This is a genomic window from Paraburkholderia jirisanensis, from assembly GCF_054782355.1.
The window spans coordinates 26874-40358 of the sequence record NZ_BAAGSQ010000004.1 but is presented as its reverse complement, the minus strand read 5'-3'; the positions used below and the strand labels follow the sequence as shown (position 1 = coordinate 40358).

Here is a 13485-nt window from a genome sequence, read left to right as displayed (position 1 = left end):
ATCCTGGAATCGGTCGTCCATAAGAGAAGTCGTGCGGACGTCGGAGCCGATGTTGCAGGTCATGCCTGAGCATCGCTGACCGCTGCTCACGCGCCTTCGACTACAAGTCGTGGAACCATGCGGATGCTCGTCGAAAAGTTCGAGAAGTTTGGTGAAGTTTTCATCACCCGCTGGTGCAACTGCTCCACCAGCTGGCGCGGGGAATCTGATTTGATGCGAACCGCGAAGTGCACGACTTCATAACCGGGCTTGATTTCGGCATTGAGGCCGAGGAACCCACGGAGATCGAGCTTGCCCTCTGTTTCGATTTCGAGCGAATCGAGCTTGATGCCCATCGCTGTAGCATTTGCAGCATAGCCCACTGACATGCAGGCATTGAGCGCCGCCATCAAAAGCTCTTGCGGGTTAGCCGCGGTGTTGTTGCCTAGAAGTTCAGTCGGTTCGTCAGCAGGGATTTCGAAGTTGCGGTCGATCTCTATGCCATTGAGCTCGTATGCAGAGACGGTCGACACCGTTCTGGTCTGCCCTTTCCATTTAGTCTTGACCTTGAAGGCCACCTTCCCTTTTTCGGCGTCGTGTCTCACTTCGTCGACCAAACTGTTCAACGCTTCAACGTCGATTCCATTCAGATTCAGGTCCATCTTCTGCGTTACCTTGAGTGAGTTGAAGAATGACGATTTCAGGCTGGCCTTCCCGGCGGTGTGTTCGATCATCGGCCTGGGGTGTGTGCAGGATGCGGTCGAAATCGTATGCTGTGGTCGCCTCCGCCTCCACACACTGTTTGGTCAGTATTCAAACCAGCGCTGCTGCGGAATCACGCCGGCGCGGCAGCGACAGGCGCCCGAACCTCCCGAGACCATTGCCGGCACGCTCGCCTGCATGGCTTCCGAATATCTACGTGCAGCGCAAACGCCACGCACGCGCCCCGGTTGGCACAAAAAACAACAACATTCAATTGTTTCAGCGGGGCTCCATCAAAGTGGCCTCCCCCCGTAGACTGCAAGCACTGAAACAAACAGGCGCCGGCTTAAAACCTAACTAACGTTAGCTAGTTATAATCCAGCTCCACATACTTTCCGACACTTTAAGGATCTCACCATGAGCATCGAACTCATCTCCCAGGACGCAACCAAACTCGCCGAACTGATTCGCAACAAGGAAGTCTCGCCGGTAGAGGTCGTGCAGGCGCACCTCGAGCGCATCGCCGCAGTCGATTCCAGGATCAACGCGATCGTCACGATCGCCGACGACGCGATCGAAGCCGCGAGAGTCGCGGAAGAGGCGGTGATGAAGGGTGAAGAACTGGGCCCGCTGCATGGCGTGCCCTTCACGGCAAAAGACTCCATCGACACCGCCGGCGTGATGACGCAACGCGCGTCGCCGATCTTCAAGGGCCGCGTACCCGACACCGACGCAACCGGCATTGTTCGCATGAAGAAGGCGGGCGGCATCCTGCTCGCGAAAACCAACCATCCGGAATTTTCGTTCTGGATCGAAACCGACAATCTGCTTTCGGGGCGCACGCGAAACCCCTGGAATCTGGACCGCACGCCGGGCGGCTCAAGCGGTGGCGAATCCGCGGCGATTGCGGCACTGATGTCGCCACTTGGTCTTGCAACCGACGTCGCTATCTCGGTGCGCGGTCCGGCAGCCCTGACCGGTGTGGTCGGGCTCAAAGCCACGCACGGGCGGATTCCGATGACGGGTATCTGGCCGCGCGTGCCGCGTCGCTTCTGGCACCTCGGACCGATTGCACGCAGCGTTCGCGACATCGCGCTCGCCTATTCGCTGCTGGCCGGTCCTGACGGCGCGGACGGTTTTTCGACCGCCCCGCTCAAGCTGGATGCCGGCGTGGGTGCCACACCGGGCCGTCCGCTTCGGGTGGGCCTGCTGATCGATGCTTTCGCCCCCGTGGACGCCGACGTCGCGGCTACCGTGCAGGCCGCGGCCGAAGCGCTGAAAGGTTTGGGCGTGACCGTGGAGCCGGTGCGTATTCCGGTGCTCGAGCAGATCAACGCGCTCGAGTTGTTGTGGAAACTTCAGGTCATGGAAACCAAGCCGGCTTTCAGGAAGGTGACAGCCGGACACGAGGACAAGATCTTCAAGCACGTCCAGGGAGTCTATGACACGCCGGATACGTCGATCGCCGATTTCGTCGATGCAGAGCAGAAGGCGGAGCAACTGCGCGACGGCTTTGCCGAGTACTTCCAGCGCTACGACGCCCTGCTCTGCCCGGTGACGCCGGTGCCGGCACACGCACACGACGCCGCCGAGTTCAACATCGATGGCCAGTCGGTGTCGTCGCTGCACGTGATGACTGCCACTGCGCCCCTCAATGTGACCGGGCTTCCGGGCCTGTCGCTGCGCTTCGGTACGAGCCGCGAAGGGCTGCCGGTTGGCGTGCAACTCGTGGCGCCGTGGCTGGCTGAGTCGACGCTCCTGTACCTCGCCTCGCTGCTGGAAGCAGTAAGCCCGGTGCGTGGTCTCTATCCCGACCTTTCAAACATCTGAATCGCGCCGCGATCCAACGTTCCCCAGCAATCTAACTGTCGTCAATCATTGGCCGTCGCCTGCCGACGGCCCCCTTTTCCGGAGATAGCACCATGTCACAGCAAGCACCCCGCCGCGCGTTGATCGTCATTGATGTACAGAATGAGTACGTGACGGGTAACTTCCGTATCGAATACCCACCGGTCGCGTCGTCGCTGCCGAATATCGCGAAAGCGATTGATGCTGCAAACGCCAATGGTGTCCCGGTCGTGCTGGTGAAACATGTCTTGCCCGCCGACGCGCCGATATTCGCAGAGGGTAGCATTGGCGCGGAATTGCATCCTGACGTAGCGGACCGCCCTCACGACCACGTCGTTACCAAAGTCTTGCCAAGCGTCTTTTCAGGCGCCGGCTTCGAGGACTGGCTGAAAGCACACCAGATCGATACCTTGACTGTCATCGGCTATATGACGCAGAACTGCAACGACTCGACGATGCGCGAAGCCATGCACAAGGGCTATCAGGTTGAGTTCCTGCCGGATGCCGCCGGTTCACTGTCGTATCAGAACAAGGCGGGCCGCGCGAGCGCCGAGGAGATGCATCGGATCATCACCGTCATCATGGAGTCCGCTTATGCGGCAACGATGTCGACCGATGAGTGGGTGGAAAATCTGAAGGATCCGGTCAAGGTCGAGTCCGACAACATCTACTACTCGAATCTCCGCGCGCACGGAAAAATGTGACGCAGCAGCGTGTCGATGGGCCGGCCGGGAAGTAGCGGCCGGCCTCTCGCCATTTGAATTCACCGCCGAATAACGGAATGAAATGGCCACGCGAACTTGAAATCGCCTTACCATGTTCGCGTCAAAGCCCCCGGCAAGCCGCCATCATCAGCTCGCCGCACATCCTCCTCACCTTCTGCACAAGCAATGAACAAACCGTGGAGCGTCGACGGCATCGCACCACAAGACGGCAGGCGCGTGATCGTCACAGGCGCGAATAGCGGCATTGGCTACCACACGGCCGCCATGCTGGCTCGCCGCGGCGCCGAGATCGTCCTTGCATGCCGCAACGAGCGACGCGGCGCAGAAGCCGTCGCCCGACTGCAAACGGAACTGCCTCATGCCCGATTGCATCTCGAGCAGCTCGATCTCGCCAGTCTCGCGTCGATACGCGCTTTCGCGGAGCGCCAGGTCGCGCTGCGGCAACCCGTCGATATTGTCGTCAACAACGCGGGCGTGATGGCGCCGCCGGACCGTGTCGAAACCGCCGACGGCTTCGAACTGCAGTTCGGCGTCAACGTGCTCGGGCATTTTGCGCTGACCGCCCTGCTTCTGCCTGCGCTCGAGATGGCGGCAAACAGCGCGGCGCAGCCCCCGAGGGTCGTAACGATTGCGTCTATCGCGCACAAAACCGGGCGAATCGATTTCGAAGACCTGCAGGCAACGCGCCGTTACCAGCCGATGTTCGCCTACCGGCAGTCGAAACTGGCGGATCTGATGTTCGCCTTCGAACTCGATCGACGTTTGCGCGCACGGCGATCGCGTGTGATGTCGGTGGCGGCGCATCCCGGCGTTGCCGCGACGAATCTGTTCCGCGACGACCGATCGCCCGCAACGCGAGCCGTCCGCGCTGCGTTGGGCGGCCTCATCGGCACCTTCCTCAACAGCGATTTCGACGGTGCGCTACCGACACTCTATGCCGCGACCGCACCCGAAGTCGTCAGTGGCGGCTACTATGGGCCGCTCGGCATTCTCGAGGCTCGCGGCCAACGTGTCGGCCCAGCGAAGGTTGCATCCCGCGCGCGCAACGATGCCGATGCCACGCGCCTGTGGCATCTCTGCGAAACCCTGACCGGGGTATCTTATGGATGATCGTCGAAGCGGCCTGGCCGATTGCCATGCTCGCTTCGATCAAGGCGCGGCCGTGAAGAAAACGCCCAGCCGCGGCATCGTCTCAGCGCGAACCAAACGCCGGACCATTCGGACGAGTCCGGATGCCCGGCGCGAGCCGCGCCCATGGCAGATCGCCGGGATCGGGCGCCAGCGGATCAGATTGCTGCGTCAATTTCATTCGCATACGGCCCAAGCGGCGATTGCGGATCGACGAGTGCTGTGCGAATGAAATGCAATTGGCTCACGATGCGTTGCAACCGATGTCCCTCCTCACGCGGATGTGCAGAGACGGCAATGCTGTGCTGAATGACGGCGACCGCTTCAACAGTCGCGTTCAGCGCACGATCGAGGCGATCGGAACCCGGCACAACGAATAACGCAGTCAGCGCGTCCCGCACGGCGCGCAGGGAGACACGCCACGGCATCGACTCGGCATGCCGAAGGTGGGCAGGCAGCGACGCGATCTCCTTGCGAAGATCAATCACAGCGTTGCCCACCTCGAGCACGAAAAGAAGCCAGCGCAGCGCGTCCCGTTTCGACTCTGGTTCCGTCTGGGCAAGGACATGGATCTGCATGGCAAGATCGCGCGTACCGCTCTCGAAGCGCGAGCGCACTTGCCGGATACCGGCTCGGCTCGCCATCACGATCTGGCGACGGAGGTCGACGAGCAAGCGGTCACGCAACCACGGGGTCGATGGCGGCAACATCACGGCAAACGCGATCGTCGTTACGGCCATCGAAAGCACGAGCGCTAGCGCGTCGTTCACGAAAGCATCTGGATCGTAATGAATCACGTTGTCCGGTCCGGCCAGGAAAGAGAAGAAGATCAGGTATCCCAAACCGCAGCCAGCCAGCCCGGGTCGGGTCGTCAGCCAAATGCCGATCGACAGGAATGGAACAAGCGCGGCGCACAGCAGCGGAAAGCCGTCGATATGCGGATACACGCCAAATACTGTGATCATGCCGGTGATCGACGATAGCAATGCCCCGCAGGTCATCTGGAATGCAGTTCGCTTTGGATTCGGCGACGACGAAATCAGCGCGGTAACGGTCGTCGCGCCGACAGTCAAGGTCAAACCACTCGGCCACGCGGTAGCGATCCAGAAGGCTCCAAGCAACATGGTCAGCACGATCGTGCGCAACCCGGCCGCCGCCGCTCCGATCAGGTTGGTCTTTGGCTCGTAGCGTTCAATCCAGTGTTCGCGCTCGTGCGTATCGAATGACAGCGATGCATAGGTCGCCGTGTATGCGCGCCACTCTTTGATGAAGCGATAGAGCAGTTCTACTCCCGTGTCGAATTCAAGCCGTCGATTTTCAAGGATGGCGTGTGTCTCGTTTATGCGTTGCAGTAGTTGTGCCTCGTACGCTTCGAGTTGCGCGGCCACATGCATCGCACTCCCGGAGTTCGCATCCGGCTCGCCCGCTTTGGCAAGCAGGGGCAACATCTGCTGGAGATACGGCTGCAGTTGTTCTATCGCGAAGTTTGCCTCGCGCGTGCGTGCACTACGCAGCCGGTTGATCAACTGATAGAGGGCATAAAAACGCGTCGAGAGCGTCATAAACTCACTGTTGAGGCGTGCGAGTCGGCGGCCGCGCATGCGCACGTCCGGTGTTTCGAAAATTGCCGCGCTACGCATAGACTCGAAACCGACCACCTCGGCTATCAAGCGCGCGTTCGTTGCCTCAACCTGTTGACGTTCGATACGGCCAGAGAGCGCAACGGAAACGTATTCCGTGAAAGCCACGAATCTATCTTGCAAGGTGATCTGCAGTTGATCGCCGGTGTGACGCGGAAAAACCAGTGCGCTGACCAATCCCGAACTGAGGATGCCGACGATCACCTCGGCCACCCGTGTGAGCGCACCGATAAACGCGCTGTCCGGATGTTGCGACGCCGGGATGCCGATCAGTGCAGCGGTATAACCTGCGAGCACAAAGCCATACGATTTGAAGTTGCGGTTACGCGCCGCGCCTATCGTGCAAATGCCAACCCATATTGCAGTCGAGGCGACGAACATTTCAGGATTCTGTGAAAACACACTAACCAAAGCTAGCGTCACGGCGAGCCCCACAAGCGTTGCGCAAATGCGGTAAAAGCTCTTAGCCAGCACCATGCCGCTTTGCGGTTGCATCACGATAAACACGGTGATCATTGCCGTGCGCGGTTGCGGGAGATCAAGCTTCATCGCGACACCCAGCGCCAGAAAGCACGCGGCCAGCGCCTTGATCAGATAAAGCCACGTAAGCCCGTCGGTACGCGACCATTCGCCGATGGCCGAGCAGAGCACAGTGAACGAACGCACCGGTGTGGTCCGTGAGAAAGGTGTGGGCATAGCGCTTACTTTGACTTGAGGGCGGGCGGCGAATAAGCGCTGATTGTGCCGCTGCCGGTATGGCCTGCCTCCCATGTGCCGCCATTGATACTCGCGCCGTAGCCGCCTGCATTCGCTTTCATGCCGAAGCATTGATCTGCAGCCTGGTTCTGTGTGGTCGATTCGACTTTCGGGAGCGGCTGATTTAACGGCGGAGCGAACGAAGCAACAGGAGCGCCAATGGCAACAGCGATAGCAAGAATTTGAAAGGGAAATTTCACGAGATCACTTGAAGAGGTTGAGTGTTCCATGCACCGCGGACGCCGTTCTCGATTGCTATCGCCTTCGCGGCTGCCGTTTGCGCATGTTACTCATCGACAAGTTCGAAAGATTTCGTTAGTTTGCCAATTTATCTCCAGATTCTGCCAGCACAAATTCGATGCCAGCCCGTGGCGAGTGATTACCGTGCGCCGAGCAGAACAGCGGCTATTTCCTCATCAGCGACTCAGCATCCTGCCTTCGCGACAGCGACGCGAAGTAGCGTGCAGGGGGTTGCCCAAGCGCCTTCTTGAACATCGTGATGAAAGCGGTCACAGACTCATAGCCGAGATCGTCCGATACCCGCTGTACCGATGCCCCGCCCGCAAGCTCTCTGATGGCGAAAAGCAGCTGGAACAGTTGGCGCCAACGCCCGAACGTCAGCCCGGTTTCCGCGACGATCAGCCGGGACAATGACCGCTCGCTGATCGCCACGCGCCTCGCCCACTGCCTGATCGTACTGCGATCGCCCGGATCGGCGCGCAACGAATGCTCGATCTGAAGTATTTTTGGATGGTTACTGACCGGCAAGCAAAGCCTTTCCATTGGCATTAACGCTAACTCTTGCAGCAGCACGCGGGCCAGACGGTCGGTATGCCCATCTATTTCGTAGTTTTGAGGAACGCTCGCGAGGTGCAGGATCATCTCCCGCAGCATCGGAGAGATCGATAGCGTGCAACATTGCCTGGGCAAAACAACCGCGCCAGGCTCGACAAACAGATAGTAGAGTTTTGCGTTTGCAGTCGCACGGTTGCTGTGCAGCAAACCACCGGGAATCCATACGCCGCAATGAGGAGGAACCATCCACAGCGCGTCCTCCACCTGACACGTCACTGCCCCGTGTAGCGCAAAAACCAGTTGGCCCTGGCTATGTCGATGCACCGGGATCTCTTCTTCGTATTCTTTAACCGCGAGGCGCATCGCCATAACAGGCCGATCGCCCGCATCAGCATTCAGATCGGAGATGAGAGCGTTGAGCTTCACGGTCAGCCGGCCGCGTGCGGCTCCAGCACGTGGGTTAGCTCATTCTCCCGGCCTATCTGATCGCCGGATAATGCGTAGCCAGCGATAACGCCACCTTCATCGACGAACGTTGCATATACGCCTGCGCTCATGCTGTTCTGCACCTGCCAACCGCCGCGCGTACCGGCAGGCGGCAACAGTACGCGCACCGGATGCGCTGGCGTCTTGACGTCGATCGGCATCGGCGGATAGTGCACAGGTGTAGCCGCTCCAGTGAGCGTTGCGGCCAATGCCCGCGCACCATGTTGAATCGGCTCGAGAAATGGAAGCACGCTGCCGTCCATTTCTGCGCAGTCTCCGATTGCATAGATGTCCGGTGCGGAGGTCCGCAAATAGCGGTCTACGACAATGCCCCGATGTGTCTCGAATGACGGCACAGCGCGCACCGTCTGCGGTTCAAGTCCTATTGCTGTGATCACCACGTCGCACGCGATCTGAAGGCCGTTGGCGCCTGTGATCGTCAACTTTCGACCGTCCTCCCCCACCGTATCGATGGACTCGATACGTGCGCCGGGATGCCAACGCACGCCCTCGGCGACCAGGGCTTGTGTCACGATATCAGCTGCATCAGGAGGCAGGAAGCGTTCGAGCATACGCATCGACACATCCAGCAAATCCACGCTATAGCCACCAGCGAGCAAGTCGTTCGCGAGTTCGCAGCCAACGAGCCCCGCTCCGATGACCGCGACCCTGGATGCGCCGTCGAGCGCGGCGCGCAACGCCTCGTATTCCGCAAGACTGTTGACGGATAGCAGCCGGCCGGCCGCATTTCCACCGAACTGGGGAAGCCGCGCGCGCGCGCCGACCGCGAGCACCAGTTTGCCGTACCGGATTTCGTTGCCGTCCGACAGATGCAGGCAGTGCGCAACCGGGTCGATCCATTCGACACCAAGATTCGACTCGATCTCGGCATTCAGCCGCTTCGCCATCTGCTCTCTCGGCGTACCCGCCAGTTGTGCAGCGCTCATCTTTTGAGCGAAAGCGTTCGACAACATCGGTTTCGAATATTGGTTGCCATCGTCGAGACTGAGCATCAACAGACCAATATTCCGGTCGCGGCGCCGCAGTTCACGGGCAACGGTGTAACCCGCGAAGCCGGTGCCAACGATAACGACAGGGTATTCGGTGCCGCGGGTCATCGTGTTGCCCTCTTAGACAGGTATGACAATCAAGGTGTCGACGCGACTCGAATCGAGTACGGCGATCTTCTCGCGAAACCGCAAGCCGTCTGGCGTCTCGACGATCTCGTCATGCCACACGCCAGACAGGAACAACATGCTGTCTCCGCTTTCGAGATTGCGTACGATGCTAAATCCCATCCGGGCGCGGATCGCCCCATTCTGGGCGGGTTCCACATGGAGCGCGCCGAGCAGATGCCGATAGCGTTGCGGCTCGAAGATATTGGCCCGCTTCATCGAGTTGATCCGGTCGATCAGCATACCCTTGCTGTTGCACTGGATAATGCCGATGGGCAGCGATTTGAGACGCGCTTCTCGCGTCGTAATCTGATAGAAACATTCATCTTCGAAAAAGCTGGGCCATTCTTCATAGCGCTCTTCGTCGATGCAGTCGGCGTAGGCATCGTATAGCGGCCTCACGCGATGGAAAAGTTCGGTAGATCCGGACACGGTGGTCTTCCTTGGTTAAACAGGTTTTATATCCGCAGCGCGCCATAGCATCGCCACGCGCACCATAGAACTCACTATGGCTGGGTCACAGTTGCATGTACTTGCGGTAGGTTTGCCAGAACCCACGAACCGATGCTTCACTGACGCGCGATTCCTGGCTCTCGACCGATCGCCCGCCCATCTCGAGCACCGTCTCACGACCCTGGTTGCCGACGATCGCACGCTGCACGAAGCTGCCGATCACACCGTCTTCCATCGATACGAGCCCCGCCGGTCCAACCAGATTGCTCAGCGCGACGCGGATATCGGTCTGTTCCTGCGTATCCGATTCGAAACCGAACATGATCCACACCAGCTCGCAACCGTTGACGCCGCGCGGAATCAGCAGGCGCAACGCGAGCGAGTTCTGGATCTGCTGGACGATCAGATTGGGGAAAATGCCTTGAATGGCGTGCGTGATGCCGTCTTCGAATTCCGGCCAGCTTTTGAGAATCCGGCCGTCGTGCAATGCGAATTCGTCGTTTTGCGCGCGAATGGCACCACTTTCGTAATCGGTGCCCGTGCCCGAGTCGGTGGCCATTTTCGAATAGCTGATGTGGTGGCCACCGTCCCCCTCGAGAATCAGGCCGCCCTGCATGGAAAGCCGGTTCAGCTTGAACGTCGTGAAGAACGTATGCAAAAGGCTCGCGTGATACGAGTCTTTTACGTTCTCCATGTACAACTTCCAGTTGTTGTGCATGTACTGCGAAAATGTGCCGAGAATCCGGATCTTCTTCGCAAAGATGCGACGGATGTGCGCGCACATTTTGGGGCCGAGGAATTCCTCGAGATCCGGCGCGGCCTCATCGAACGATACGAACAGAAGTCCGCACAGCTCCTGGACACGCAGCTTCTGAAGATTGTGATCGCAGGTGCGGAAATCGTCCGGCAGGCCACCCTTGCCGCGCACGCCCTTGTGAAACGCGACTGTCTTGAGGTTGCCCTCCAGATCGTACGACCAGTTATGGTAGACGCACGTAAACGCATCGCGATTGCCGGTTTTCTCATAGCAGAGTGTCGAACCACGATGCGCGCAACGGTTCACGAACGCACTATAAGCCTCGGCCGAACTCCTTACGACCACGACCGGCGTGTCGCCGACAAAATTGGTCTTGAAATCGCCGACTGAAGGCACCTCCACGTCGACGCCAACGAAGTTCCAGATCGGCCCCTTGAACAGGGACTCCTGCTCCTCGTCGTAAAGAGCCGCGTCCGTATAGATCTCGAACGGAACCCGGCTCACTCCTGCTTCCGGCCATTTGATATGTTGGCCTTGAAAATCTACGTCGCTCATCCTCGCCTCCTGAAGTTACGTTGAGCACGGACTTTCCCCACGATATCCGCGCCCACGATAGTGCTGTCGCGCACTCGCTGGTGAGTGCCCGACCTTATGCCTGATTGACCGCGTGCGGAATGCGAATCCACACCTCGTCGCCCCGTACTTCCACCTCATAGGTCGCGAGGTCGACGGTGAGCGGCGAGCAAAGCGCCTTACCGGATCGGACATCAAAGCGCCCCTGATGCAACGGACACTCGATCTCTCCGTTTTCCAGATATCCATCGCTTAGCAAAGCAAACTGATGCGTGCAGATGTTCGACGTTGCATAGACCGCACCATCGACGAGATAGACCGCGATTCGATGCCCGCTTACGCTGCACGCCGCCGGATACTCAGGCGTCAGATCGGACAGTCTCGCTACGTTAAGCCAGGACACGTTGACCTCTCTCCAGAAAGCCGCGTAGCGGCAAACATGACGTAACGGCAGCGACACCTCATCCGATTTGCGCTGCCACCTTGCGACAAATCGTATATCGCATTTTTATGAATCGCAAGATATTTCAGCGTCGCGAGCCTTCGGGGTGCGCTAGAATAGGCCTTAAACCCGCATGAAACCGTGAAATCCGATGCTTTCGATTGGGGTGCCGGCTTATTTGTACGAATGTACAAATAAAGATTTCACCCCGGAGAAGCAGCCCGGTTACTGGTTGGAGCGGTAGGCTCGGGCAAGCAGGTGCCGGGCAAGATCGCCTGCGTCAGCAGAAGAACACAGGTTCCGTGTGAGGAAACAAGTCCGTATAATTTCGCACCGTCCCGTCGCTGCATTTCATGCTCCGCGCGACGAAACATCTCGAGGTCCAATTGCGAGAAATGCCCGTGAAAACCCGGTTGGGACGTGCGCTGGTGCGCAGAGAGTCGATGCATGTCGCCATCCTGGAACAGCTTCGGCTCGATATCGTCGAAGGCCGCTGGCAGGCCGGCGAGCGCCTGCCCGAGCCGCTCCTTTGCGAGGAGTTTGGCGTCTCGCGCACGCCGCTGCGCGACGCGTTCCGGATTCTCGAAACCGAGGGGCTGGTGGAGATGATTCCGCACGTCGGCGCGGTGGTGACGGCGCCCGATGCGTCGGACATCATCGGTGCGTTCGAGGTGTTGGCGTTGCTCGAGGCGGCGGCTGCCGAGACCATGGCACGTAGCCACGCCCCGGAAGCGCTACGCAAACTGCGCAAGACGTCTGAACTGATGCAGATCGCGCTGGAAAAAGGCAACCATCGCCGATACTTCGAACTCAACGACGATTTCCACTACGCGATCATCGAAGGTGCCAACAACCCGGTGATGCGGCAGATGCACGAGCACCTGATGTGGCACGTGCATCGCGTGCGGCACTCAATCAACCGTGACCGCCCGTTCAGCCGCGAAGCGGGCACCGGCGAAGAGCACCAGGAGATCATGCGGGCGATCGTCGACGGCGAACCCGAGCGCGCGTTCGCGCTTGCGCGCGCCCACCTGCTCGGCGTCGGCGCCCAGCTGCTCACCCATGCGGGGCTGGCGCAAACGGCGGCGACCGGCGCGCCTGCCTAGCAAGCAGTTATCCCGGCGCGATCACTTCGCAGCCGCAGCCTGCAGGCCGCCGACCACGAAGGCGGTCAACTGCTCGAGCACCTCGGCAGAATCTGCCGGGTTGCATATATCCTTGGCGAGCACGTCGAGTCGGTGACTATCTGAGAATGCGTACAGATAGGCGCCGATCATCAGTGTCACACGCCAGTACAGATCCTTTTCCGGCAATCCCGGCAGCGCACGGCGCATGGCGTCCACATACGCCTTGGTCGACTCGCTATAAGCCAGATTGCGCAGTTTGTACGACACCTCCGGCGGTTCCGTATGCAGGCGCGCCTGCAGCCGGATAAAAGCTCTCCCCGAGACCGTCGCGCGCAACGCAATGATTGGTTTCAGGAACGAGCGGACGATTTCCTCAAGGTCGACATCCGCGCCACGCGATTCTATCTGCGCGAGGAATTTGACCCGATCATCCGATATCTTCGTCGCCCGACGTAGAAATACTTCCTCGAAGAGCTGCTGCTTGGTGCCGAAGTAATAGGTGATCAGCGCTTGCGTCACCCCACATGACAATGCGACCTCACGCAGCGTCGTGCCCGCATACCCCCGATGAGAAAAGTCGACCTCTGCTGCGTCCAGAATGCTTTCTTTCTGGTTCTCGGTGGCGCCGGCAGGCCGACCGAGCGCCCCGCGACGCCGTAAAGCGCCCTGAGCGCGTTCTGGTTGTCTATTCATAACAGTGAGTTCTGAACTCCATCTGTGGCTGGACCGACCGTGGCACGTCTCTACCAAGCCGACGGAAAGGCTTAATTATAAGACCGACCAGTAGAAAGTGGATCGTGAGGAACATCTAGCCCACTCGACGCTTACGGGAACGCTGCGTCCGTCAGCTCAACAACACCCCAGGGTAAACCATAGCTTTAAGTAATTTTATGGCCATA

At 59.4% G+C, this 13485-nt stretch carries 13 protein-coding genes; 4 read left to right on the top strand and 9 right to left on the bottom strand.

Annotation, left to right across the window (positions count from 1 at the left end; translation table 11 throughout):
* Positions 1–86: 86 nt before the first annotated feature.
* A complete protein-coding gene (locus tag ACYVNQ_RS02725; protein ID WP_460900838.1) occupies positions 87–641 on the bottom strand; it encodes an OsmC family protein in 555 nt (184 codons plus the stop codon).
* 457 nt (positions 642–1098) lie between these two features.
* On the opposite strand from ACYVNQ_RS02725, the gene ACYVNQ_RS02720 reads away from it, so the two are divergent.
* The 3 genes from ACYVNQ_RS02720 to ACYVNQ_RS02710 all read left to right on the top strand — a co-directional run bounded on the left by ACYVNQ_RS02720 (position 1099) and on the right by ACYVNQ_RS02710 (position 4364).
* Positions 1099–2511 (top strand): amidase, encoded by a 1413-nt coding sequence (locus ACYVNQ_RS02720; RefSeq protein WP_460900697.1) that lies wholly within the window; start codon positions 1099–1101, stop codon positions 2509–2511.
* A 92-nt stretch (positions 2512–2603) separates the two neighbouring features.
* Positions 2604–3233: a cysteine hydrolase family protein gene (locus tag ACYVNQ_RS02715; protein WP_460900695.1), complete on the top strand. Its 630-nt coding sequence runs from the start codon at positions 2604–2606 to the stop codon at positions 3231–3233.
* A 186-nt stretch (positions 3234–3419) separates the two neighbouring features.
* On the top strand, positions 3420–4364 hold the full coding sequence (locus ACYVNQ_RS02710) for an oxidoreductase (protein ID WP_460900693.1): 945 nt from the start codon (positions 3420–3422) through the stop codon (positions 4362–4364).
* A 176-nt stretch (positions 4365–4540) separates the two neighbouring features.
* Here ACYVNQ_RS02710 and ACYVNQ_RS02705 read toward each other — a convergent pair whose 3' ends face one another.
* The 7 genes from ACYVNQ_RS02705 to ACYVNQ_RS02675 form a co-directional block, all read right to left on the bottom strand.
* A complete protein-coding gene (locus ACYVNQ_RS02705) occupies positions 4541–6718 on the bottom strand; it encodes an FUSC family protein (RefSeq protein ID WP_460900691.1) in 2178 nt (725 codons plus the stop codon).
* 5 nt (positions 6719–6723) lie between these two features.
* Entirely contained in the window at positions 6724–7008 is a 285-nt protein-coding gene (locus tag ACYVNQ_RS02700; RefSeq protein WP_460900689.1) for a hypothetical protein, read from the bottom strand.
* Positions 7009–7183: 175 nt separating this feature from the next.
* Positions 7184–7942 carry an AraC family transcriptional regulator gene (locus ACYVNQ_RS02695; protein WP_460900837.1) on the bottom strand — a complete coding sequence of 253 codons (759 nt, stop codon included), beginning with the start codon at positions 7940–7942 and terminating at the stop codon, positions 7184–7186.
* A 59-nt stretch (positions 7943–8001) separates the two neighbouring features.
* Positions 8002–9177, bottom strand: coding sequence for an FAD-dependent oxidoreductase (locus ACYVNQ_RS02690; protein ID WP_460900687.1), 1176 nt, complete (start codon positions 9175–9177; stop codon positions 8002–8004).
* A gap of 12 nt (positions 9178–9189) precedes the next feature.
* Positions 9190–9666 (bottom strand): aromatic-ring-hydroxylating dioxygenase subunit beta, encoded by a 477-nt coding sequence (locus ACYVNQ_RS02685; protein WP_460900685.1) that lies wholly within the window; start codon positions 9664–9666, stop codon positions 9190–9192.
* 85 nt (positions 9667–9751) lie between these two features.
* Positions 9752–10999, bottom strand: coding sequence for an aromatic ring-hydroxylating oxygenase subunit alpha (locus ACYVNQ_RS02680; RefSeq protein WP_460900683.1), 1248 nt, complete (start codon positions 10997–10999; stop codon positions 9752–9754).
* Positions 11000–11093: 94 nt separating this feature from the next.
* A complete protein-coding gene (locus tag ACYVNQ_RS02675) occupies positions 11094–11420 on the bottom strand; it encodes a non-heme iron oxygenase ferredoxin subunit (RefSeq protein ID WP_460900681.1) in 327 nt (108 codons plus the stop codon).
* 440 nt (positions 11421–11860) lie between these two features.
* Between ACYVNQ_RS02675 and ACYVNQ_RS02670 the strand changes: the two genes are divergently transcribed.
* Positions 11861–12565: a GntR family transcriptional regulator gene (locus ACYVNQ_RS02670; protein WP_460900679.1), complete on the top strand. Its 705-nt coding sequence runs from the start codon at positions 11861–11863 to the stop codon at positions 12563–12565.
* A gap of 21 nt (positions 12566–12586) precedes the next feature.
* Here ACYVNQ_RS02670 and ACYVNQ_RS02665 read toward each other — a convergent pair whose 3' ends face one another.
* Positions 12587–13279, bottom strand: coding sequence for a TetR/AcrR family transcriptional regulator (locus ACYVNQ_RS02665; protein WP_460900836.1), 693 nt, complete (start codon positions 13277–13279; stop codon positions 12587–12589).
* Between the last annotated feature and the right edge of the window lie 206 nt (positions 13280–13485).

Coding starts and splice junctions, on each gene's coding strand:
- ACYVNQ_RS02725 (WP_460900838.1), bottom strand. CDS start 641: ATGGACCTGAATCTGAATGGAATCGACGTTGAAGCGTTGAACAGTTTG.
- ACYVNQ_RS02705 (WP_460900691.1), bottom strand. CDS start 6,718: ATGCCCACACCTTTCTCACGGACCACACCGGTGCGTTCGTTCACTGTG.
- ACYVNQ_RS02695 (WP_460900837.1), bottom strand. CDS start 7,942: ATGGCGATGCGCCTCGCGGTTAAAGAATACGAAGAAGAGATCCCGGTG.
- ACYVNQ_RS02710 (WP_460900693.1), top strand. CDS start 3,420: ATGAACAAACCGTGGAGCGTCGACGGCATCGCACCACAAGACGGCAGG.
- ACYVNQ_RS02720 (WP_460900697.1), top strand. CDS start 1,099: ATGAGCATCGAACTCATCTCCCAGGACGCAACCAAACTCGCCGAACTG.
- ACYVNQ_RS02700 (WP_460900689.1), bottom strand. CDS start 7,008: ATGGAACACTCAACCTCTTCAAGTGATCTCGTGAAATTTCCCTTTCAA.
- ACYVNQ_RS02690 (WP_460900687.1), bottom strand. CDS start 9,177: ATGACCCGCGGCACCGAATACCCTGTCGTTATCGTTGGCACCGGCTTC.
- ACYVNQ_RS02715 (WP_460900695.1), top strand. CDS start 2,604: ATGTCACAGCAAGCACCCCGCCGCGCGTTGATCGTCATTGATGTACAG.
- ACYVNQ_RS02680 (WP_460900683.1), bottom strand. CDS start 10,999: ATGAGCGACGTAGATTTTCAAGGCCAACATATCAAATGGCCGGAAGCA.
- ACYVNQ_RS02665 (WP_460900836.1), bottom strand. CDS start 13,279: ATGAATAGACAACCAGAACGCGCTCAGGGCGCTTTACGGCGTCGCGGG.